The following is a 21,282-nucleotide window of genomic DNA, read 5'->3' on the forward strand; positions in this document are numbered from 1 at the left end:
TAACACGAGGCACAGGTCTAAACCAATTTCCGGCAGACACTTGTCACCTGGCCCGCAGCCTGATGAGCTGTCCCCCGGGACACAACGGACACCCTGGGAATGGGAGATGTCGTGAGCAACGAAAGCCTGGCCAATCTGCTCAAGGAGGAGCGGCGGTTCACACCGCCTGCCGATCTGGCCGCGAACGCCAACGTGACAGTGGAGGCGTACGAGCAGGCCGAGGCGGACAGGCTGGGCTTCTGGGCCGAGCAGGCCCGCCGCCTGACCTGGGCCACGGAGCCGACCGAAACGCTCGACTGGAGCAATCCACCCTTCGCGAAGTGGTTCGCGGACGGCAAACTCAACGTCGCGTACAACTGCGTCGACCGCCATGTCGAGGCGGGCAACGGCGACCGGGTCGCGATCCATTTCGAAGGCGAGCCCGGCGACAGCCGCGCGATCACCTACGCGGAGCTGAAGGACGAGGTCTCCCGCGCCGCCAACGCGCTGACGGAGCTCGGTGTCGGCAAGGGCGACCGGGTCGCCGTCTACCTGCCGATGATCCCGGAAGCCGCCGTGGCGATGCTGGCCTGCGCCCGTATCGGCGCAGCGCATTCGGTGGTCTTCGGCGGCTTCTCCGCGGACGCCATCGCCGCCCGCATCCAGGACGCCGACGCCAAGGTCGTCATCACCGCCGACGGCGGCTACCGCCGCGGCAAGCCCTCCGCGCTCAAGCCCGCGGTGGACGACGCAGTCTCGCGCATCGACAGCGTCGAGCACGTCCTGGTGGTCCGCCGCACGGGGCAGGACACCGCATGGTCCGAGGGCCGGGACGTCTGGTGGCACGAGATCACCGCCCGGCAGTCTGCCGAGCACACGCCCGAGGCGTTCGACGCGGAGCAGCCGCTCTTCATCCTCTACACATCGGGAACCACGGGTAAGCCGAAGGGCATCCTGCACACCTCCGGGGGTTACCTGACCCAGACGGCCTACACCCACCACGCGGTCTTCGACCTCAAGCCCGAGACGGACGTGTACTGGTGCACCGCCGACATCGGCTGGGTGACCGGACACTCGTACATCGTCTACGGACCCCTGGCCAACGGCGCGACCCAGGTCATGTACGAGGGCACGCCCGACACCCCGCACCAGGGGCGCTTCTGGGAGATCGTCCAGAAGTACGGCGTGACGATTCTCTACACCGCGCCGACGGCGATCCGGACGTTCATGAAGTGGGGCGACGACATCCCCGCGAAGTACGACCTCACCTCCCTGCGCGTCCTGGGCTCGGTGGGTGAGCCGATCAACCCCGAGGCCTGGATCTGGTACCGCAAGCACATCGGCGCCGATGCCTGCCCGATCGTGGACACCTGGTGGCAGACCGAGACCGGCGCCATGATGATCTCGCCGCTTCCCGGGGTCACGGCGACGAAGCCCGGCTCCGCCCAGCGGGCCCTGCCCGGCATCTCGGCCACCGTCGTCGACGACGAGGCCCATGAAGTGCCGAACGGCGGGGGCGGCTATCTCGTCCTGACCGAGCCGTGGCCGTCGATGCTCCGCACCATCTGGGGCGACGACCAGCGCTTCCTCGACACCTACTGGTCGCGCTTCGAGGGCAAGTACTTCGCCGGCGACGGTGCCAAGAAGGACGAGGACGGCGATATCTGGCTGCTCGGCCGGGTGGATGACGTCATGCTCGTGTCCGGGCACAACATCTCGACCACCGAGGTCGAGTCGGCCCTCGTGTCGCACCCCTCCGTCGCCGAGGCAGCCGTCGTCGGCGCCAACGACGAGACGACCGGCCAGGCCATCGTCGCCTTCGTGATCCTGCGCGGGACGGCCACCGCCTCGGAGGAGCTGGTCGCAGAGCTGCGTAACCACGTCGGCACCACGCTCGGGCCGATCGCCAAGCCCAAGCGCGTCCTGCCGGTGGCGGAGCTGCCGAAGACCCGGTCCGGCAAGATCATGCGCCGCCTGCTGCGTGACGTCGCCGAGAACCGCGAGCTGGGCGATGTCACCACGCTCACGGATTCCTCGGTCATGGCACTCATCCAGACACAACTGCCTTCCGCCTCGTCCGAGGACTAGACCGGGCCGGAAAGAGCGGAGACGGGTCGAGTCGGGCCAGGCCCATACACGGACCTGGGCCCGAAGGGGCTCCGTTCGCATACCCCGAGGGGCACCCGGAATCACGCGGGTGCCCCTTCCGGCTGCCGGGGAATGGCAGAGACGTACGGATGCCGGTGCGCGCCGTCGCGCGGGGCACGCCGCATCCGGATACGTTTCCGATAGCCCAGGTAGAGTGGTGATTTCGTCGGCGAAGCGCGTCAGCGCGATCACGTGCCCGCCGGTGAGAAGCCCGAACGCCTAGCGCGGCGCGCGAGCGACAACAGCACAAGAAAATCTCCACAGGGGCGCCGGGAAGTCTGGTCGGCATGTGTATCCGCCATGCCACCACTGCCGTAATCCGACCCGGAGGTCTCCCTCGTGGCCCCGCCCGTCCCCCCTTCCGGCCGCCGCACTCTGCTCGGCCGGCTTTCCCTCCCCGAGCGCAATTACGTCGCGGAGGCCCTGCGCACCGAGACGGTCGGTGGCGTCATCCTGCTGGTCGCGGCCGTAGCCGCGCTGATCTGGGCCAACACCTTCGGCTCCACGTACGCGTCCGTCAGCCATTTCCACTTCGGTCCCGAGGTGCTGGGGCTCAATCTCTCGGTGTCCCACTGGGCGGCCGACGGGCTGCTCGCGATCTTCTTCTTCGTCGCGGGCGTCGAGCTCAAGCGGGAGCTGGTCGCCGGCGAGCTCCGCGACCCCCGGGCCGCGGCCCTGCCCGTAGCGGCGGCGCTCTGCGGCATGGCCGTCCCCGCCGTCGTCTACACACTGACCGCCGCACTCGGTGGAGGGTCCCTCGACGGCTGGGCCGTCCCCACCGCCACCGACATCGCGTTCGCGCTCGCCGTTCTCGCGGTCATCGGCACCTCGCTGCCGTCGGCGCTACGCGCTTTCCTGCTGACGCTCGCCGTCGTCGACGACCTCTTCGCCATCCTCATCATCGCGGTCTTCTTCACCGAGGACCTCGACTTCCTGGCACTCGGCGGCGCCTTCGCGGGTCTGCTCGTCTTCTACGTGCTGCTGCGCGCGGGGGTGCGAGGCTGGTACGTATATCTGCCGCTCGCCCTGGTCATCTGGGGACTGATGTACAACAGCGGCGTCCACGCGACGATCGCCGGCGTGGCCATGGGGCTCATGCTGCGCTGCACCAGGCGCGAGGGAGAGACGCACTCCCCGGGCGAGCACATCGAGCATCTGGTGCGCCCTCTGTCGGCTGGCGTCGCGGTTCCGCTCTTCGCTCTCTTCTCGGCCGGTGTCACCCTCAAGGGCGATGCCCTGGCCGGTGTCTTCACCCGGCCCGAGACGCTCGGCGTGGTTCTCGGTCTGGTCATCGGCAAGACCGTGGGCATCTTCGGCGGCACGTGGCTCATCACCCGCTTCACCAAGGCTCAGCTGAACAAGGACCTCGCCTGGGCAGATGTCTTCGCCGTAGCCACGCTGGCCGGTATCGGCTTCACGGTTTCGCTGCTCATCGGGGAGCTCGCCTTCACCGGCGACGAGGACATGATCAACGACGTGAAGGCAGCGGTGCTCATCGGTTCCCTGATTGCCGCCGTACTCTCCGGTGTACTGCTCAAACTGCGGGTACGCAGATACAGGGCGCTGTACGAGGCCGAGGAGATCGACGCGGACGAATCGGGGGTGCCCGACGTCTACGAGCAGGACGACCCTGAGTATCACCTGCGCATGGCCGCGATCTACGACAGGAAGGCTGCCGAGCACCGTCGCCTTGCCGAACGGGCGGGGGCAGCGAGCAGCAAGCCGGACAGTCCGGCATGATCTGACATCGGATGTACGGAAGAAGAGAGGGAGTCAGGGATGAGCGACCCCGGCAACTACGCGGGCAGCACCGATCGTAGTCTCGGACAGCTGTTCGCTTCGGCGACCGCTGAGATGTCCGCGCTGGTGCACGACGAGATCGCGCTGGCCAAGGCCGAGATGCGTCAGGACGTCAAGCGTGGCGCGATCGGCAGCGTGGCTTTCATCGTCACGGGTGTGCTGATCCTGTTCGCGATCCCCGTGCTGAGCTTCGCCGCCGCCTACGGCATCCACAATCTCGGGCTCGGGCTCGCCTGGTCGTTCCTGATCGTCGGCGGTGCGTTCATCCTGCTGGGGATTCTGCTCGCCCTCTTCGGGCTCGCCAAGTTCAAGAAGGTCAAGCCGCCGGAGAAGTCCATCGCCTCGGCCAAGCAGACCGCGGCGGTCCTCCAGGGCGTGAAGCCCCACCCCCGCCCCTCCGCTGGCGCGCGTGCGATCGAGCAGGCACAGGGCAGCACACTCGCGGACATGGCCATCGAGAGCCGTCCTGTCCAGGACAAGGCGGTCTCTGTGACACGCTCGTCCACATGACCGACCCCGATTTCAGCGCATCCGGTCCGGTGGGGCCGCTGGGGCCGGCTGCCGGTTCCGGCAGCCCTGTCCGCCTCGACGGGCCCTGGACCCACCGTGATGTGGCCGCCAACGGCGCGCGCTTCCATATCGCCGAGCTCGGCGACGGGCCGCTGGTGCTGTTGCTGCACGGCTTCCCGCAGTTCTGGTGGACCTGGCGCCATCAGCTGACCGCCCTGGCCGACGCCGGATACCGCGCGGTCGCGATGGACCTCCGCGGGGTCGGCGGCAGCGACCGTACGCCCCGGGGCTATGACCCCGCGAATCTCGCCCTCGACGTCACCGGCGTGATCCGCTCCCTCGGCGAGCCGGACGCGGCGCTCGTGGGGCACGACATGGGTGGTTATCTCGCCTGGACGGCGGCTGTGATGCGGCCGAAGCTGGTCCGGCGGCTCGTCGTGTCGTCGATGCCGCATCCGCGCCGCTGGCGTTCCTCGATGCTTTCGGACTTCGCTCAGTCCCGCGCCGGTTCGCATGTGTGGGGCTTCCAACGTCCGTGGGTGCCGGAGCGTCAGCTCGTCGCGGACGACGCGGCGTTGGTGGCGCGGTTGATCCGCGACTGGTCGGGGCCGCGGACACCAGGCTTCCCCGACGACCTGACCACGGACGTCTACCGGCGCGCGATGTGCATCCCCTCGACGGCCCACTGCTCGATCGAGCCGTACCGCTGGATGGTCCGCTCACTGGCCCGTCCGGACGGCGTCCAGTTCAACCGGCGAATGAAGCGCCCGGTGCGTGTGCCCACCCTGCATCTCCACGGCTCGCTCGACCCGGCGATCCGGACCCGTAGTTCCGCGGGGTCCGGCGAGTACGTCGAGGCGCCGTACCGGTGGCGACTTTTCGACGGTCTGGGGCACTTCCCCCACGAGGAGGATCCGGTGGGCTTCTCGGCCGAACTCATCAACTGGCTCAAGGATCCTGAGCCCGACCGGTAGTCGACGGGCACAGTTGTCCGACGAACAGCCAATTGCCTGCCGCATAAGCCAATTGGCTGACTCGCGCACGATTACCGACCTTGGGTCACGGGCAGACGTCGGGGTATGAGCTGGACGCGCGACTTCAATGACGCAGCACGCAACCGCCGCTCGACCGCTCCTGCTGGTCAGAGCATTCATGAGGGGGGCGGCTCCCTGAGCCGGGTGCACGATGTGAGCGATTTCCATGATCTCCGGCTGGGCATTCCGCGCATTCTCCACCGCCGGGCCCGCTGGGTCTCGGCGCGCCTGCGCCATCCCCGCGGATGACGCGGTAGCCGTTCGACAGCACGCCGCGCGCAGGTCCCCGGCCCGTGAGGACCGGGGACCGTACGTGGGTCAGTACGGCAGTGTCAGGTGGTCCGGGGTTCCCGGTTCCGCCTACCCACGGCTCAGAGCGCACAACCCTGGCTGTCGACCTGCTGGGCCGTGGACCTGCCGAGCTCGATGTCCTCGCGGATCTCGTCGGCCGTCAGCGCGTAACCCGTGTCCGGGTCGTCGAGCGACTTCGCGAACACCACTCCGTACACCTTCCCGTCCGGAGTGAGCAGCGGGCCACCGGAGTTGCCTTGGCGGACGGTCGCGAAGAGCGAGTACACGTCGCGCCGCACGGTGCCCCGGTGGTAGATGTCCGGGCCGTTGGCGTCGATACGGCCCCTGATGCGCGCCGAGCGCACGTCGTAGGCGCCGTTCTCCGGGAAGCCGGCGACGATGGCGCTGTCACCGCTCCCCGCGTCCTTGTCGGTGTCGGTGAAGCGCAGCGGCTCGGCGTCGAGGTCCGGGACGTCCAGTACGGCGATGTCCCGCTGCCAGTCGTAGAGGACGACCTTGGCGTCGTACAGCCGGCCTTCGCCACCGATCTGGACGGTCGGTTCGTCGACGCCGCCGACCACGTGGGCGTTGGTCATCACGCGGCGGTCGGAGAACACGAAACCGGTCCCTTCGAGGACCTTGCCGCACCCCGGGGCCATGCCGACGACCTTGACGATGGACTTCTTCGCGCGGGCGGCGACAGGGCTTCCCGCCAGCGCGGGATCCGGCGGTTCGACCGCGGTGATGGGCTCGTTGGCGAACGGGCTGAAGACCTGCGGGAAGCCGTTCTGCGCGAGGACGGACGAGAAGTCCGTGAACCAGTTGGAGGCCTGATCGGGCATCACCCGGGAGACCCCGAGCAGGACCGAGGAGCTACGGACCTCCTTGCCCAGGGTCGGCAGTGACGTACCGGCCAGCGCCGAGCCGATCAGCCAGGCCACCAGGAGCATGGCCACCACGTTGACCAGGGAGCCGCCCGTGGCGTCCAGGGCCCGTGCGGGCGACCAGGTGATGTACCGGCGGAGCCGGTTGCCGAGGTGGGTGGTGAAAGCCTGGCCCACCGAGGCGCACACGATCACGATCACTACCGCGACGATGGCGGCGGTGGAGGAGACTTCCGACCCGTCGGTCGCCTGGTCCCAGATGACCGGCAGCAGGTAGACGGCCACGAGCCCGCCGCCCAGAAAGCCGATCACGGACAGGATGCCGACGACGAAACCCTGGCGGTAGCCGATGACCGCGAACCACACGGCGCCGACGAGCAGCAGGATGTCCAGCACGTTCACCGTCTATAGCCTCGCAGATTCGTCACCTGGCCCGTCCGGTTCGACGGGGTCCGGGCCAGGCCCGGAACAGCGCAGCACGGGAGTCAGCCTGTCATGCGCGCCAGTCGAGCGGCACCTGCCTGGTCCTGTCCCAGGGGCGTTCCCACCCCGCGTAGTGCACAATCCTGTCGATCACCCCGGCTGTGAATCCCCACACCAGGGCGGATTCGACCAGAAATGCGGGACCTTCGTGGCCGCTGGGGTGGACGGCTGTCACACGGTTGGCGGGATCCGTGAGATCCGCCACGGGGGCGGTGAAGACCCGGGCGGTCTCGGCCGGATCGACGGCTCCCACCGGGCTCGGCGTCCGCCACCAGCCGAGGACGGGTGTGACGACGAAGCCGCTCACCGGGATGTAGAGCCGGGGCAGCACCCCGAAGAGCTGGACTCCGCTCGGATCGAGTCCGGTCTCCTCCTCGGCCTCCCTCAGCGCGGCCCTGAGCGGCCCGGTGGTGGTGTGGTCGCCGTCCTCGGGGTCGAGGGAGCCCCCGGGGAAGGACGGCTGGCCGGCATGGGAGCGCAGGGAACCGGAACGCTCCATCAGGAGAACCTCCGGACCGCGCTCACCCTCGCCGAAGAGGATCAGGACGGCGGACTGGCGCCCGGCGCCGCTCTCAGGCGGCAGGAAGCGGCTGAGCTGGTGCGCCCGCACCGTGCGCGCCGCCTGGGCCACCGGCTCCAGCCAGCCGGGCAGGCCGTCGGTGGTGACGGTGAGCGCGCTGTCCTGGGGCGTGCTCGTCCCGGTGGCGGCCGCGTCGGCTGCGGCCCGTGTCCTCTGTGCGTGCGTCATGGGCACCCCCGTCGTTCCAACGCCTGTCGTCGGCCATTTCGTTCCGCACGGGCCCGCCTGGGCGGGCCGGCCGCTCACCCGGCTCCCAGCGGCGGTGCGGGACTGCCCGGATAGTCCGGGGGCGGGCTGAGGCGCTGGCCCGGGTAGCCGCCCTTCTCGTACTTCAGGAGCTTCTTCGCCTTCTCGGGGTCCGTCTCGCCCTCCCCGTAGGCAGGGCAGAGGGCCGCGATCGGACAGGCGCCGCAGGCGGGCTTGCGGGAGTGGCAGATGCGGCGCCCGTGGAAGACCACGCGGTGCGAGAGCATCGTCCACTCGCTCTTCGGGAAGATCGCGGCGATCTCGGCCTCGACCTTCTCCGGGTCCTCCTGCTCGGTCCATTTCCAGCGGCGGACCAACCGGCCGAAGTGGGTGTCCACCGTGATGCCGGGTACACCGAACGCGTTGCCGAGGACGACGTTGGCCGTCTTGCGCCCGACGCCGGGCAGCTTCACGAGATCCGCCAGCCGGCCGGGGACCTCTCCGCCGAAGTCGTCCCTGAGAGCGGCCGACAGGCCCATGAGGGAGCGCGCCTTGGCCCGGAAGAAACCGGTCGGCCGGATGATCTCCTCCAGCTTCTCGGGAACGGCGGCGGCCATGTCCTCGGGCGTCGGATAGGCGGCGAAGAGTGCCGGGGTGGTCTGGTTGACCCTCAGGTCGGTGGTCTGGGCGGAGAGAACCGTGGCCACCAGGAGTTCGAACGGATTGCGGAAGTCCAGCTCGGGGTGGGCATATGGGTAGACCTCGGCGAGCTCGCGGTTGATCCGGCGGGCACGGCGGACCATCGCGAGATGCGACTCAGGCTTCGCGGACTTGCCCGACGCTGCTCCCGTCGGGCGATTTGCAGCTTTTTTCATACCTCGTGCGGCCTGTTCGCCCACAGCGGAATTCCTGTCTCCCGACACCCCATCAGCCCCCTTGGCCTGCGCTCTCACCGGCGTTCCGGACACCCGGCCAGCCTAGAGCCAGGGGCTGACATCCGCCCCGGTCACCGCGTATCCACGCCCAATCGGCCCCCTGCCGTAGGGTCCGGCACGCCCGTGCGTCAAACTGGTTTGTGATCGATCGCACTGTTTTACCGTCCGGCATCATGGAAACGACGCTTCCCTGAACAGGCCGACAAGGAGAGAACTCGTGGACGACGTTCTGCGGCGCGCCCCGCTTTTCGCGGCGCTCGATGACGAGCAGGCCGCGGAGCTCCGCGCCTCGATGAGTGAGGTGACCCTCGCACGCGGTGACGCGCTGTTCCACGAGGGCGACCCGGGCGACCGCCTGTACGTGGTCACCGAGGGCAAGGTGAAGCTCCACCGCACCTCACCCGACGGGCGGGAGAACATGCTGGCCGTCCTCGGCCCCGGCGAGCTGATCGGGGAGCTGTCGCTCTTCGACCCCGGCCCGCGCACCGCGACCGCGAGCGCGCTCACCGAGGTCAAGCTCCTCGGCCTCGGCCACGGAGACCTCCAGCCCTGGCTGAACGCCCGCCCCGAGGTGGCCACCGCGCTGCTGCGCGCCGTCGCCCGCCGCCTGCGCAAGACCAACGACCAGATGTCCGACCTGGTCTTCTCCGATGTGCCGGGCCGCGTCGCCCGCGCGCTCCTCGATCTGTCGCGCCGCTTCGGCGTGCAGTCGGAGGAGGGCATCCACGTCGTGCACGACCTGACGCAGGAAGAGCTGGCCCAGCTGGTCGGCGCCTCCCGCGAGACGGTCAACAAGGCGCTCGCGGACTTCGCGGGCCGCGGCTGGCTGCGGCTCGAGGCGCGCGCCGTGATCCTTCTGGACGTGGAGCGGCTGGCGAAGCGGTCCCGCTGACGCACGCACGCTCGCCGAAAAGGCCCCACCGCCGGTGGGGCCTTTCGCGTACCTCCCGGGGCCGGTCCGGGTCAGATCAGGCCGTGCTCGGTCAGGTACTCCAGCTGGGCCCGCACCGACAGCTCCGCCGCCGGCCAGAGGGAACGGTCCACATCCGCGTACACCGCCGCCACGACCTCGGCGGGCGTCCGGTGCCCCGCCTCCACGGCCGTCTCCACCTGGGCCAGGCGGTGCGCCCGGTGGGCGAGATAGAACTCGACGGCGCCCTGCGCGTCCTCCAGCACCGGCCCGTGCCCCGGGAGCACCGTGTGCACCCCGTCGTCGACGGTCAGCGAGCGCAGCCGCCGCAGAGTGTCCAGGTAGTCCCCGAGCCGCCCGTCCGGGTGGGCGACGACGGTGGTGCCGCGCCCGAGGATCGTGTCGCCCGTCAGCACGGCCCGGTCGGCCGGCAGGTGGAAGGAGAGCGAGTCCGCGGTGTGTCCCGGCGTGGGGACGACCCGGAGTTCCAGCCCGCCCGTGGTGATCACGTCGCCTGCGGCGAGCCCCTCGTCGCCAAGCCGCAGCGCCGCGTCCAGGGCGCGCACCTTCGTGCGCGTGAGCTCGGCGAACCGGGGCGCACCCTCCGCGTGATCAGGGTGCCCGTGCGTGAGCAGGGTGAGACCGACGCGCCTGCCCGTCCGTTCCACGGTGTCGATGACGGCCCGCAGGTGTACGTCGTCGAGCGGCCCCGGGTCGATCACCACCGCCAGGTCCGAGTCCGGTTCGGCGACGATCCAGGTGTTCGTGCCGTCCAGGGTCATCGCGGACGCGTTGGGGGCCAGGACGTTGACCGTACGGGTGGTGGCGGGCCCGGGGAGGACCCCGCCGCGGGGCTGTCCGGGCAGTGCGGCCGCGTCGCTCACGAGGCGGCCCCGTCCGTGATGCCGGTGGTGGGATCCGCGCCCTCCGCAGCTGAGGGGGAAGCGGTTCCGCCTGCCGTCGGGACGTGTTTGGTGAACTCGTCATGGCCCGGCCAGCTCAACACCAGCTCGTCGCCCTCCATACGGGCTTCTGCCAGCACGGGAGCAAGGTTCTGGGAATCCGCTGCCTTCAGCGCCTCCGCGGCCGTCCCGTACGGCCTCAGCGCCCGCAGGGTGGCCACGGTGGGCGGCATCATCAGCAGTTCGCCCTTGTCGTAGCCGTCGGCGGCGTCGCCGGGCCGGATCCACACCGTCCGGTCGGCCTCGGTGGAGGCGTTCCGGGTGCGCTGACCCTCCGGGAGGGCGGCCACGAAGAACCAGGTGTCGTAGCGTCGCGGTTCGAAGGCGGGGGTGATCCAGCGCGCCCACGCGGCCAGCAGATCGGAACGCAGCACCAGGCCCCTGCGGTCCAGGAACCCCGCGAAGGACAGCTCCCTGGCGACGAGGGCCTCACGGTCGGCCTCCCAGCCGGCGCCCGTGGTGTCGCTCACGACGGTGTCGGCGGTCGGCCCGGCCAGCAGGACGCCCGCTTCCTCGTACGTCTCACGGACCGCGGCGCAGACGACGGCCTGAGCCTCGGCGGCCGTGGCGACACCGAGGCGGGCGGCCCAGGTGTCCAGGGACGGTCCCGCCCAGCGCACGAGGTGGTCGTCGTCGCGCGGGTCGACCCCGCCACCCGGATAGGCGTACGCACCGCCGGCAAACGCCATGGAGGTGCGCCGGCGCAGCATGTGCACGGCGGGACCGGAGGTGTCCGGCCCCGACGTGTCGTCCCGGAGCAGCATCACCGTGGCCGCACGCCTGGGGGTCACGGCTGTCAGCTCGCCGCTGGCGAGGGCCCGGATCCGGGCGGGCCATTCCGGTGGGTACCACTGACCGTTGGACATGGCCGGAGGCTATCCGGAACCGCGCCGATGTTCGAGGGCCCCCGGGCACCGTTCCCTGCCCCTTACACACAGATCCCGCCCGGTCCCAGGACCGGACGGGATCATGGAAGTGCGGGATCAGGCGTCGACGAGCTCGACCTGGACCTCGACCTCGACCGGTGCGTCCAGCGGCAGCACCGCCACGCCGACGGCACTGCGGGCGTGCACGCCCTTGTCGCCCAGGACCGCGCCCAGGAGCTCGCTCGCACCGTTGACGACCCCCGGCTGCCCGGTGAAGTCGGTGGCGGAGGCGACGAAGCCCACGACCTTCACGACCCGGGCGATCCGGTCCAGGTCGCCGGCGACCGACTTCACCGCCGCGAGGGCGTTCAGTGCGCAGGTCCTCGCCAGTTCCTTGGCCTCGTCCGCCGTCACCTCGGCGCCGACCTTGCCGGTCACCGCGAGTGTGCCGCCCACCATCGGGAGCTGGCCGGAGGTGTAGACGTACACCCCCGACTGCACGGCCGGCTGGTAGGAGGCCAGCGGCGGTACGACGTCCGGGAGCGCCAGGCCGAGTTCGGCGAGCTTCGCCTCGACGGCGCCCGCCACTACGGCTTCTCCCGCTTCAGGTAGGCCACGAGCTGCTCGGGGTTGTTCGGGCCGGGAACGACCTGGACCAGCTCCCAGCCGTCCTCGCCCCAGGTGTCCAGAATCTGCTTGGTCGCGTGCACGAGAAGGGGCACGGTCGCGTATTCCCACTTGGTCATGAGCCGACTGTAATGCCTGGCACAGGCGGCCTCGTGCGTAGCCTGCCTGCCGACTGGTTAGGCTCGAAGACGTGAGCAGGTTCCAGGTCGTCAGCGGCAAGGGCGGGACCGGTAAGACCACGGTCGCCGCCGCACTCGCGCTCGCCCTCGCGACCGAGGGCAGGCGCACTCTCCTCGTGGAGGTCGAGGGCAGGCAGGGCATCGCCCAGCTCTTCGAGTCCGAACCACTCCCCTACGAGGAACGCAGGATCGCCGTGGCTCCCGGCGGCGGCGAGGTCCACGCACTGGCGATCGACGCCGAGCGCGCACTTCTGGACTACCTCCAGATGTTCTACAAGCTGGGCAGCGCGGGCCGGGCCCTGAAGAAGCTCGGCGCGATCGACTTCGCCACCACCATCGCCCCGGGGGTCCGCGACGTCCTGCTGACGGGCAAGGCCTGCGAGGCCGTACGCCGCAAGGACAAGCAGGGCAGGTTCGTCTACGACTACGTGATCATGGACGCGCCCCCCACCGGCCGCATCACCCGCTTCCTCAACGTGAACGACGAGGTGGCCGGGCTGGCGCGGATCGGCCCCATACACAATCAGGCGCAGGCCGTGATGCGGGTCCTGAAGTCCCCCGAGACGGCGGTCCACCTGGTGACGCTCCTGGAGGAGATGCCGGTCCAGGAGACAGCGGACGGCATCGCCGAGCTCCGCGCCGCCGAACTGCCCGTGGGCCGGGTCGTCGTGAACATGGTGCGGCCCCACCTCCTGGACGAGGACGCGCTGCGTACGGCCTCGGGAGACCGTCGCAAGGAGATCGCGAAGACGCTCACCCGGGCCGGGGTGACAGGTTCCGCCGGGCTGGTACGACCGCTCGTCACGCAGGCCGCCGAGCACGCCCAGCGCGTCGGCCTGGAGCGTGAGCAACGGGCGGTGCTGGCGGGGCTGGGACTGCCCATGGCCGAGCTCCCGCTGATGGGTGAGGGAGTGAGTCCGAACGCGCTGCACGAGCTGGCGGCGGAGTTCCGCAAGCAGGGTGTGGGCGACGAGACCGCGGACGCGGCGGGGCAGAGGGCCCGGGGCGGGAAGCGACGCGGATCCGGAGAAGGGGTGGGGTCATGACACTGGGCACGGACATCGCACCGGGGCTGGAGACCGACGCGCTCCTGGACGACCCGGAGATCCGTATCGTCGTGTGCTGCGGTTCCGGGGGCGTGGGCAAGACCACGACCGCGGCGGCTCTCGGCGTACGGGCGGCCGAGCGCGGGCGCAAGGTCGTCGTCCTCACCATCGACCCGGCCCGCCGGCTCGCCCAGTCCATGGGCATCGACCAGCTGGACAACATCCCGCGCCGGGTCGAGGACATCGAGGGCGAGGGCGAGCTGCACGCCATGATGCTCGACATGAAGCGCACCTTCGACGAGACCGTCGAGGCGCACACGGATGCCGAGCGGGCGCGCGCGATCCTGGAGAACCCCTTCTACCAGTCCCTGTCGGCCGGGTTCGCGGGCACGCAGGAGTACATGGCGATGGAGAAGCTGGGCCAGCTGCGGGCGCGCGACGAGTGGGACCTGATCATCGTCGACACTCCGCCGTCCCGTTCCGCGCTGGACTTCCTGGACGCGCCGAAACGTCTCGGCTCCTTCCTGGACGGGAAGTTCATCCGGCTGCTGATCGCCCCGGCGAAGATCGGCGGGCGTGCCGGGATGAAGTTCCTCAACGTCGGGATGTCGATGATGACGGGGACGCTCGGCAAGCTGCTCGGCGGACAGTTCCTCCGCGACGTACAGACCTTCGTCGCCGCGATGGACTCCATGTTCGGCGGATTCCGTACCCGGGCCGACGCCACGTACAAGCTGCTGCAGGCGCCCGGCACGGCGTTCCTCGTGGTGGCGACGCCGGAGCGGGACGCACTGCGCGAGGCCGCGTACTTCGTGGAACGACTGGCCGCGGAGGAGATGCCACTGGCCGGCCTGGTCCTCAACCGGGTGCACGGAAGCGAGGCCGCACGGCTCTCCTCGGAGCAGGCGCTGGCAGCCGCAGAAAATCTTGAAGGCGTCGGCATTGTGGATCAGACGGCCGGGAAGGCTGGCCTTGGTGACGTGGACCCTGGGTCCGCCGCCTCTCCCGAAGCCCCGGAGCCGCTCTCCCCCGAGCGCAGCAACGAGCACGCCCCGCACGAGCCGTCACAGCAGGAGCCGCCCCAGCACGACCGGACGACGCACACCCCTGAGCCCGAGCCGCACGGCCGTGGCCGGAAATCGCCTGACCCGTCCGGACCAGCCGCGCGCACAGAAGCCGCGCACACGGAAGCCGCGCGCACGGAAGCAGACAGGCACAGCACACCCGCCACGGACGCCGTATCCGTCGAGGTCTCCATCGAGCAGCTGACCGCGGGTCTGTTGCGGCTGCACGCGGAGCGGATGCACGTCGTCGCACGCGAGCAGCACACCCGGGACCACTTCACCACGCTTCACCCCGAGGTGCCGGTGGCCGAGGTGGCCGCGCTGCCCGGTGACGTACACGACCTCTCAGGCCTCAGGGCCATCGGGGAACTGCTCGCGACCGGTTCCGCTTCCGCGCCGGCCGGAGCTGCCTAGGACCACCACCGGGCGTGCCCCGGGGCGGTCCGTGCGGCACTGCCCGCACTTACCCCACGGCGGCGAACGTCTCGTGCAGTTCGTCGTCGTGCAGACCCTCGTCGTGCAGATCGTCGTGCAGACCCACCGCTGCCGGCAGCATCCCCGTGGACCGCTCGTACTCACTGCGCGCGGTCTCCAGCAGGCGGCGCCAGGACGTGACGGTTGGCCTTCGGCGCAGCAGTGCGCGGCGCTCCCGCTCCGTCATTCCGCCCCACACGCCGAACTCGACGCGATTGTCCAGCGCATCAGCCAGGCACTCGGTCCGCACCGGGCAACCGGTGCACACCGCCTTGGCCCTGTTCTGCGCTGCCCCTTGTACGAACAATTCATCCGGATCGGTAGTGCGGCAGGCTGCCTGCGCACTCCAGTCGGTTACCCAGCCCATGCCGGCGCCGTCCTCTCCCGAATCGAGGCTCCCCCACGGCGGTAGCGGCATATTCACCGCTGCCAGTTGAGGACGTTACGGAAGGTGGCGACAGCACAACACCCCCTTCGGGCCCAATCTTGAATGGTCCGAACGGACTATGCGTACGCGGCAGATCACCCAGGGGAGTGACGGGAGGACATGCGGGACCTTCCCGACGGAATCGGGACAGAAACCCCAAGTCGCAACGGACATTGAGCGACACATGAGGCGAATTCGGGAATGCCTCGGCAGGTGGCTGAATTCCGTTGAGGGGCGTGCAAGGGGGTTGATGCAAAACCGGACTGCTGTGACAGTTGAGAGCAGCTTAGGCCAAGGCCTATACGTGTGTCCGGCGAATGAGAACGTAGGCTGCCCCCATGCCAAAGAAGCGCTCAGGCGGGGGTCTGACGACGACCCAGCAGGCCGCCAAGTTCCTCGGTGTCGCCGCGCTCTCCGGAGCTGTGCTGGCCGGCATCGCACTGCCGGCCGCCGGCGCACTCGGGCTCGCCGCCAAGGGGACGGTCGAGGGATTCGACGAGATCCCTTCCAACCTCAAGACCCCACCGCTGAGCCAGCGGACCACGATCCTGGACAGCGAGGGCGGCGCGATCGCCACGGTGTACTCGCGTGACCGCACCGTCGTCCCGCTCAAGGACATCTCGCCGTACATGCAGGACGCGATCATCGCGATCGAGGACTCGCGCTTCTACGAGCACGGTGCGGTGGACCTCAAGGGCATCCTGCGCGCGATGAACCGCAACGTGCAGGAGGGCGGCGCCGCACAGGGCGCCTCGACGCTCACCCAGCAGTACGTGAAGAACGTCTTCGTCGAGGAGGCGGGCGACGACCCCGACAAGGTCGCCGAGGCCACGCAGCAGACCCTGGGCCGCAAGGTCCGGGAGCTGAAGTACGCGATCCAGGTCGAGGAAGAGCTCGGCAAGAAGAAGATCCTGGAGAACTACCTCAACATCACCTTCTTCGGGCAGCAGGCCTACGGGGTCGAGGCGGCTTCCCAGCGCTACTTCTCCAAGCACGCCAAGGACCTGAAGGTGGAAGAGGCCGCGATGCTGGCCGGCCTCGTCCAGTCGCCGACCCGCTACGACCCGGTCAACGACACGGAGGAGGCGACCAAGCGGCGCAACACCGTGCTGCAGCGTATGGCCGCCGTCGGCAGCATCTCGAAGGCCGAGGCCCAGAAGGCCATCGCCAGCCCTCTCGCGCTGAAGGTCAGCAGGCCGAAGAACGGCTGCATCACCGCCGTGAGCGGCGCCGGGTTCTTCTGCGACTACGTGCGCAAGACGATCCTGACCGACCCGGCCTTCGGGAAGACCGACGAGGAGCGCTCCAAGCTCTGGAACCTCGGCGGCCTGACCATCAGGACCACACTCTCGCCGCGCGCGCAGAAGGCGGCCGACGAGGCCGCGACCTCGAAGGTCTACAAGGACGACAAGGTCGCCGCCTCGGTGGTGCAGGTCGAGCCCGGTACCGGCAAGATCCTCTCGATGGGCCAGTCCAGGCCGTACGGCCTGGACCAGAAGAAGAACGAGACGGTCCTCAACCTCGGCGTCAGCAACAAGATGGGCGGCAGCACCTACGGCTTCCAGGTCGGCTCGACCTTCAAGCCGATCACCGCCGCCGCCGCCCTGGAGAAGGGCATCAGCCCGGCGGAGAGCTACGCCACCGACTGGAAGATCTCGCTGCCGCTGAACTCCTTCCGTACGTGTGCGGGAGCCCCGACCGGCAGCAGCAACTGGGACCTCCAGAACGAGATGGAGTCCGAAAAGGGCAGCTGGGACATGACGAGCGCGCTCGGCAAGTCCATCAACACCTACTTCGCCAAGCTGGAACAGAAGGCCGGGCTCTGCGAGACGGTCCAGATGGCGAAGAAGGTCGGCTACGAGCGTGGTGACGGCAAGCAGATCGAGGAGAACGCCTCGATCACCCTCGGCGGTGAAGTGAGCACCCCGCTGTCGATGGCCTCCGTGTACGCCACGTTCGCCAACCGGGGCACGTACTGCTCCCCCATCGCCATCGAGTCGATCACCGACGCCAACGGCAAGAAGATCGGCGTACCGAAGACGAAGTGCTCCCGCGCGATGGAGGAGAAGACGGCGGACACCATCAGCCAGATGCTCAAGGGCGTGGTCGAGGACGGCACCGGTCAACTGGCCGGTCTCTCCGACCGTGACAACGCCGGCAAGACCGGTACGACGAACGACCGTCTCGACGCCTGGTTCGTCGGCTACACCCCGAACCTCTCCACCGCGGTCTGGGTCGGTGACGACATCGGTGAGAAGACGACCAAGATGTACGACATCACCATCGGCGGCCAGTACTACGACAAGGTCTGCGGCGGCTGCCTTCCCGGTCCCATCTGGAAGACGGCGATGACCGGCGCGCTGGACGCGTCGGAGACCCCGTCCTTCAACCCGATCTCGGTGCCCCGCGCCAAGGAGAAGGCGAAGGACAAGGAGAAGGACGACGGCGGCGACCGCGGCGACGGCAACGGTGGCGGCGGCGGCGGCAACGGGAACGGCAATGGCAACGACAAGCCCGGCTCCGACCCCATCGGCGGCATCACCCTGCCGCCCGGCATCATCGGCGGGAATGACGGCGGCGGGCGCGGCGGCAACGGTCCCTGACCGTCCGGATCGCACGACGACCTGATGAGAGAGGAGGGGCGCCCCGAGCCGGGGGCGCCCCTCCTTTCACGTGTCGGTCTCAGCCCGCGAGCAGCTTCTTCACCGTTGCGGCGACCCGGCCGCCGTCGGCAAGCCCGGCCACCTTCGGGTTGACGATCTTCATGACGGCGCCCATCGCCCGGGGCCCTTCGGCACCGGCGCTCCTCGCCTCCTGGACGGCCTGCGCGACGATCACGTCCAGCTCGTCGTCGGAGAGCTGCTTCGGCAGGTACGCGTCGAGCAGTTCACCCTCGGCCTTCTCCCGCTCGGCCTGCTCCGTCCGGCCGCCCTGCGCGAAGGCCTCGGCCGCCTCACGGCGCTTCTTCGCCTCCTTGGCGATCACCTTCTGCACCTCGTCGTCGGAGAGCTCGCGCGACGTCTTGCCGCTGACCTCTTCCTTGGTGATCGCGGTCAGGGTGAGCCGGAGGGTGGACGAGGTGAGCTCGTCACGCGCCTTCATGGCCGTGGTGAGGTCTTCCTTGAGCTTGGACTTGAGCGTGGTCATGCGGCGATTGTGACAGGTACGGGGCACCTGCCGCCCGTCTGTTTTCGTCCCACCGCGCCGTTTCTGCGACGATGGCACCATGCGCGCACGCTACGGAGTACCCCTGAAAGTAACGGCAGTCGGCGCAGCAGTCGGTGCCGCCGGCCTCGTATACGCGGCCGGATTCGAGGCACGCTCGTTCCGCCTCCGCCGGATCACGATTCCCGTACTCCCGCACGGGGCACGCCCGTTGCGCGTGCTCCAGGTCTCCGACATCCACATGGTGGGCGGCCAGCGCAAGAAGCGCGCCTGGCTGCAGTCGCTGGCGGGCCTCCGTCCGGACTTCGTCGTCAACACCGGCGACAACCTCTCCGACCCGGAAGCCGTACCGGAGCTGCTCGACGCGCTCGGCCCGCTGATGGAGTTCCCCGGGGTCTACGTCTTCGGCTCCAACGACTACTACGGCCCGAAGCTCCGTAACCCCGTCCGCTACCTCCTGGAGAAGACGCAGGGCAAGCACGGGCTCAACGGGAACGCACCGGCGGTCAGCGCCGTCCACAACCCGTGGGAGCCGATGCGGGACGCCTTCGACGAGGCGGGCTGGCTGAACCTCTCCAACACCCGGGGCCGGATCAAGGCCGACGGGCTCGAGATCGCGTTCACCGGCCTGGACGACCCCCACATCAAGCGGGACCGTTACGCCGAGGTCGCCGGCGGCCCCGAGACGGGCGCGGACCTCTCGATCGGCGTCGTCCATGCCCCGTACCTGCGCTCCCTGGACGCCTTCACGGCGGACGGCTACCCCCTGATCCTGGCCGGCCACACCCACGGCGGCCAGCTCTGCATCCCCTTCTACGGTGCCCTCGTCACCAACTGCGATCTGGACACGGACCGGGTGAAGGGCCTCTCCGGCCACACGGTCGGCGAGCAGCGCGCCTACCTCCACGTCTCCGCGGGCTGCGGCACGAACCGATACACCCCGGTCCGCTTCGCCTGCCCGCCCGAGGCGACCCTGCTGACACTGACGCCCCGCGACTGAGGCTCCCCGCCCGGGGCACATAAACCGGATTTCGCCTCCGGGCGCGGGTGGGCTAAAGTAATCGATGTCGCCGGGACAATCGGTGGACATCGGGGTGTAGCGCAGCTTGGCAGCGCGCTTCGTTCGGGACGAAGAGGTCGTGGGTTCAAATCCCGCCACCCCGACAGCTGAAACACCAGGTCAAAGGCCAGGTCCTTGAATTCAGGACCTGGCCTTTGTCGTGTCCGGGGGCCGGGCGGGCCGGCGGTTCAGCCCGCCGCGGCCACCGGGCGGGTGGAGTCGCTGTCCGTGGAGCGCTTCACGGACGGCAGGCCGGTCAGGCCGATGAAGATCAGCGAGAAGACACCCGCGGCCGCGAAGACGGTGAAGCCCGTGGTGGTCGAGCCGGTGGCGAGGAGCTGGCCGCCGAGCCAGGGGCCGAAGACCGCGCCGAAGCGGCCCATGCCGGAGGTCCAGCCGACCGCGGTGGCGCGGTTGTCGTCGTCCGAGTGGGCGGCCACCGTGGCGTAGATCATCGCCTGGGCGCTGAAGAGGAACAGGCCGGTCAGGAACACCACGACGTAGGTGACGGCCAGCGGCATGTGGACGCTCAGCAGGTAGACGCCGACGGCGGTGGCGCCGAACCAGATCGCGCAGATGCGCGCGCCGCCGAACCGGTCGGTGAGCTTGCCGCCGACGAGCATCCCGACGATGCCGCCGAGGTTGATGACGATGACGAAGCCGAGCGAGGAGCCGAGGTCGTAGCCTGCGGCGCGCATCATCGAGGGCAGCCACTGGGAGACGCCGTAGACGAGCAGCAGTCCGCCGAAGGACGCCAGCCAGAAGAAGAGGGTCTGCACCCACAGGCCGCCGCGGAACAGTGCGCCGACCGCGCTCCACCGGTCGGTGCCGACCGGGCGCTTCCTGTCCTCGGTGGGGGCGGGTGCCCCGACGCCGTACCGCTCGGCGAGTGCCTGCGCCTCTTCAGTACGCCCCTTGGCCTGCAGGAACGTGAGCGACTCGGGCAGGAACCTGATGGCCAGCGGGACACCGACGAAGAGCGGGATCACGCAGACCCAGAACGACACGCGCCAGTCTCCGGTCCACAGCGCCACGAACCCGGCCACGATCCCACCGGCCTGGTGGGCGGTCATGAGGGAGCCGACTATCAGTGCGCCGCGGCCGCGCGGGGCGTATTCGCTGACCAGGGTGATGGCGCTCGGCAGGAGGCCGCCGAGGCCGAGCCCCGCCAGGAAGCGGCCGAGGCTGAAGACTCCGAGGCTGCCGGCCACGGCGCAGACGGCGGAGGCCAGCGAGAAGACGGCGGTGGAGACGACGATCGTCTTCTTACGGCCTGCCCAGTCGCTGATGGTGCCGGAGGAGAGGGCGCCGATCAGCATGCCGAAGGTGGCGTAGGAACCGATGTCACCGGCCTTGCCCGGGTCGATGCCGAGGGCCTTGGTCTCCAGCATGTGCGGCAGGACGGAACCGTAGATGAACATGTCGAGGCCGTCGAAGAGGACGACCAGCCAGCACAGGCCGACGACCAGCAGGGCGAGCCGGCTGCTGCGGGCCCCGGGGGCGGGGGTCGGGGAGGACATCGGGGTATTCCTCTCGTCCGGGACAGCTCTGTCCCTTGAAGGAGCTCTGGGAGGGCGGGTGCGGCTCGATCGCGGCGGATCCGAGTGTGCCGATGACGTTAAGGAACCCCTCCATTAACGTCAACGTTTTTGTCAACAATCACAGAAACAAT

20 protein-coding genes and 1 tRNA gene are annotated in these 21,282 nt (G+C 69.4%); 11 read left to right on the forward strand and 10 right to left on the reverse strand.

All coding sequences use genetic code 11. The annotated features are described in order from the left end of the window. Nucleotides 1-99: 99 nt before the first annotated feature. From acs to ACIQM3_RS24310, 5 genes are all read left to right on the forward strand, one after another. The gene (gene acs, locus ACIQM3_RS24290; protein WP_401627515.1) at nucleotides 100-2,067 is read left to right on the forward strand and encodes an acetate--CoA ligase; all 1,968 of its coding nucleotides are present in this window, start codon (nucleotides 100-102) and stop codon (nucleotides 2,065-2,067) included. 399 nt (nucleotides 2,068-2,466) lie between these two features. Next, nucleotides 2,467-3,867, forward strand: coding sequence for a Na+/H+ antiporter NhaA (gene nhaA, locus ACIQM3_RS24295; RefSeq protein WP_401627517.1), 1,401 nt, complete (start codon nucleotides 2,467-2,469; stop codon nucleotides 3,865-3,867). Nucleotides 3,868-3,906: 39 nt separating this feature from the next. After that, the gene (locus ACIQM3_RS24300) at nucleotides 3,907-4,437 is read left to right on the forward strand and encodes a phage holin family protein (protein WP_401627519.1); all 531 of its coding nucleotides are present in this window, start codon (nucleotides 3,907-3,909) and stop codon (nucleotides 4,435-4,437) included. Next, nucleotides 4,434-5,411, forward strand: coding sequence for an alpha/beta fold hydrolase (locus ACIQM3_RS24305; RefSeq protein ID WP_104787027.1), 978 nt, complete (start codon nucleotides 4,434-4,436; stop codon nucleotides 5,409-5,411). Before ACIQM3_RS24300 ends, ACIQM3_RS24305 begins: the two co-directional genes overlap by 4 nt. A 105-nt stretch (nucleotides 5,412-5,516) precedes the next feature. Beyond that, nucleotides 5,517-5,720, forward strand: a complete 204-nt coding sequence (locus ACIQM3_RS24310; RefSeq protein ID WP_401627520.1) for a hypothetical protein — start codon at nucleotides 5,517-5,519, stop codon at nucleotides 5,718-5,720. 122 nt (nucleotides 5,721-5,842) lie between these two features. Here ACIQM3_RS24310 and ACIQM3_RS24315 read toward each other — a convergent pair whose 3' ends face one another. The 3 genes from ACIQM3_RS24315 to nth form a co-directional block, all read right to left on the reverse strand. Further along, nucleotides 5,843-7,048, reverse strand: a complete 1,206-nt coding sequence (locus ACIQM3_RS24315; RefSeq protein ID WP_401627522.1) for a MarP family serine protease — start codon at nucleotides 7,046-7,048, stop codon at nucleotides 5,843-5,845. A gap of 91 nt (nucleotides 7,049-7,139) precedes the next feature. Then, nucleotides 7,140-7,877: an NUDIX hydrolase gene (locus tag ACIQM3_RS24320; RefSeq protein WP_401627524.1), complete on the reverse strand. Its 738-nt coding sequence runs from the start codon at nucleotides 7,875-7,877 to the stop codon at nucleotides 7,140-7,142. 74 nt (nucleotides 7,878-7,951) lie between these two features. Beyond that, nucleotides 7,952-8,770, reverse strand: coding sequence for an endonuclease III (gene nth / locus ACIQM3_RS24325; protein ID WP_401627526.1), 819 nt, complete (start codon nucleotides 8,768-8,770; stop codon nucleotides 7,952-7,954). Between the two features lie 277 nt (nucleotides 8,771-9,047). Between nth and ACIQM3_RS24330 the strand changes: the two genes are divergently transcribed. Continuing rightward, on the forward strand, nucleotides 9,048-9,722 hold the full coding sequence (locus ACIQM3_RS24330) for a Crp/Fnr family transcriptional regulator (RefSeq protein ID WP_031090867.1): 675 nt from the start codon (nucleotides 9,048-9,050) through the stop codon (nucleotides 9,720-9,722). A 71-nt stretch (nucleotides 9,723-9,793) separates the two neighbouring features. Here the strand turns inward: ACIQM3_RS24330 and ACIQM3_RS24335 are convergent, their stop codons facing one another. The 4 genes from ACIQM3_RS24335 to ACIQM3_RS24350 all read right to left on the reverse strand — a co-directional run bounded on the left by ACIQM3_RS24335 (nucleotide 9,794) and on the right by ACIQM3_RS24350 (nucleotide 12,314). Beyond that, nucleotides 9,794-10,624, reverse strand: coding sequence for an MBL fold metallo-hydrolase (locus tag ACIQM3_RS24335; RefSeq protein WP_401627528.1), 831 nt, complete (start codon nucleotides 10,622-10,624; stop codon nucleotides 9,794-9,796). After that, complete coding sequence (locus tag ACIQM3_RS24340) at nucleotides 10,621-11,568, reverse strand: NUDIX hydrolase (protein WP_401627530.1); 948 nt, start codon at nucleotides 11,566-11,568, stop codon at nucleotides 10,621-10,623. Before ACIQM3_RS24340 ends, ACIQM3_RS24335 begins: the two co-directional genes overlap by 4 nt. 117 nt (nucleotides 11,569-11,685) lie before the next feature. Further along, entirely contained in the window at nucleotides 11,686-12,156 is a 471-nt protein-coding gene (locus ACIQM3_RS24345; protein ID WP_401627532.1) for a RidA family protein, read from the reverse strand. Beyond that, complete coding sequence (locus tag ACIQM3_RS24350; protein ID WP_019992579.1) at nucleotides 12,156-12,314, reverse strand: DUF4177 domain-containing protein; 159 nt, start codon at nucleotides 12,312-12,314, stop codon at nucleotides 12,156-12,158. The genes ACIQM3_RS24345 and ACIQM3_RS24350 overlap by 1 nt, the downstream gene beginning before the upstream one ends. Before the next feature lie 71 nt (nucleotides 12,315-12,385). On the opposite strand from ACIQM3_RS24350, the gene ACIQM3_RS24355 reads away from it, so the two are divergent. After that, nucleotides 12,386-13,420 carry an ArsA family ATPase gene (locus tag ACIQM3_RS24355; RefSeq protein ID WP_401627534.1) on the forward strand — a complete coding sequence of 345 codons (1,035 nt, stop codon included), beginning with the start codon at nucleotides 12,386-12,388 and terminating at the stop codon, nucleotides 13,418-13,420. Continuing rightward, entirely contained in the window at nucleotides 13,417-14,898 is a 1,482-nt protein-coding gene (locus ACIQM3_RS24360; RefSeq protein WP_401627535.1) for an ArsA-related P-loop ATPase, read from the forward strand. Before ACIQM3_RS24355 ends, ACIQM3_RS24360 begins: the two co-directional genes overlap by 4 nt. Before the next feature lie 49 nt (nucleotides 14,899-14,947). Here ACIQM3_RS24360 and ACIQM3_RS24365 read toward each other — a convergent pair whose 3' ends face one another. Then, entirely contained in the window at nucleotides 14,948-15,325 is a 378-nt protein-coding gene (locus ACIQM3_RS24365) for a WhiB family transcriptional regulator (RefSeq protein ID WP_401627537.1), read from the reverse strand. 398 nt (nucleotides 15,326-15,723) lie between these two features. Between ACIQM3_RS24365 and ACIQM3_RS24370 the strand changes: the two genes are divergently transcribed. Further along, nucleotides 15,724-17,988, forward strand: coding sequence for a transglycosylase domain-containing protein (locus ACIQM3_RS24370; protein WP_401627539.1), 2,265 nt, complete (start codon nucleotides 15,724-15,726; stop codon nucleotides 17,986-17,988). 79 nt (nucleotides 17,989-18,067) lie between these two features. Here the strand turns inward: ACIQM3_RS24370 and ACIQM3_RS24375 are convergent, their stop codons facing one another. Further along, complete coding sequence (locus ACIQM3_RS24375; protein ID WP_362927278.1) at nucleotides 18,068-18,532, reverse strand: GatB/YqeY domain-containing protein; 465 nt, start codon at nucleotides 18,530-18,532, stop codon at nucleotides 18,068-18,070. Between the two features lie 79 nt (nucleotides 18,533-18,611). Between ACIQM3_RS24375 and ACIQM3_RS24380 the strand changes: the two genes are divergently transcribed. Next, nucleotides 18,612-19,550, forward strand: coding sequence for a metallophosphoesterase (locus ACIQM3_RS24380; RefSeq protein ID WP_401627541.1), 939 nt, complete (start codon nucleotides 18,612-18,614; stop codon nucleotides 19,548-19,550). 90 nt (nucleotides 19,551-19,640) lie between these two features. Beyond that, a tRNA-Pro gene (locus ACIQM3_RS24385) sits at nucleotides 19,641-19,714 on the forward strand. 84 nt (nucleotides 19,715-19,798) lie between these two features. Here ACIQM3_RS24385 and ACIQM3_RS24390 read toward each other — a convergent pair. Next, nucleotides 19,799-21,130: an MFS transporter gene (locus ACIQM3_RS24390; protein ID WP_401627543.1), complete on the reverse strand. Its 1,332-nt coding sequence runs from the start codon at nucleotides 21,128-21,130 to the stop codon at nucleotides 19,799-19,801. Nucleotides 21,131-21,282: the final 152 nt, after the last annotated feature.

It is taken from the genome of Streptomyces sp. NPDC091271, assembly GCF_044757505.1.
Taxonomy (GTDB): Bacteria; Actinomycetota; Actinomycetes; order Streptomycetales; family Streptomycetaceae; genus Streptomyces.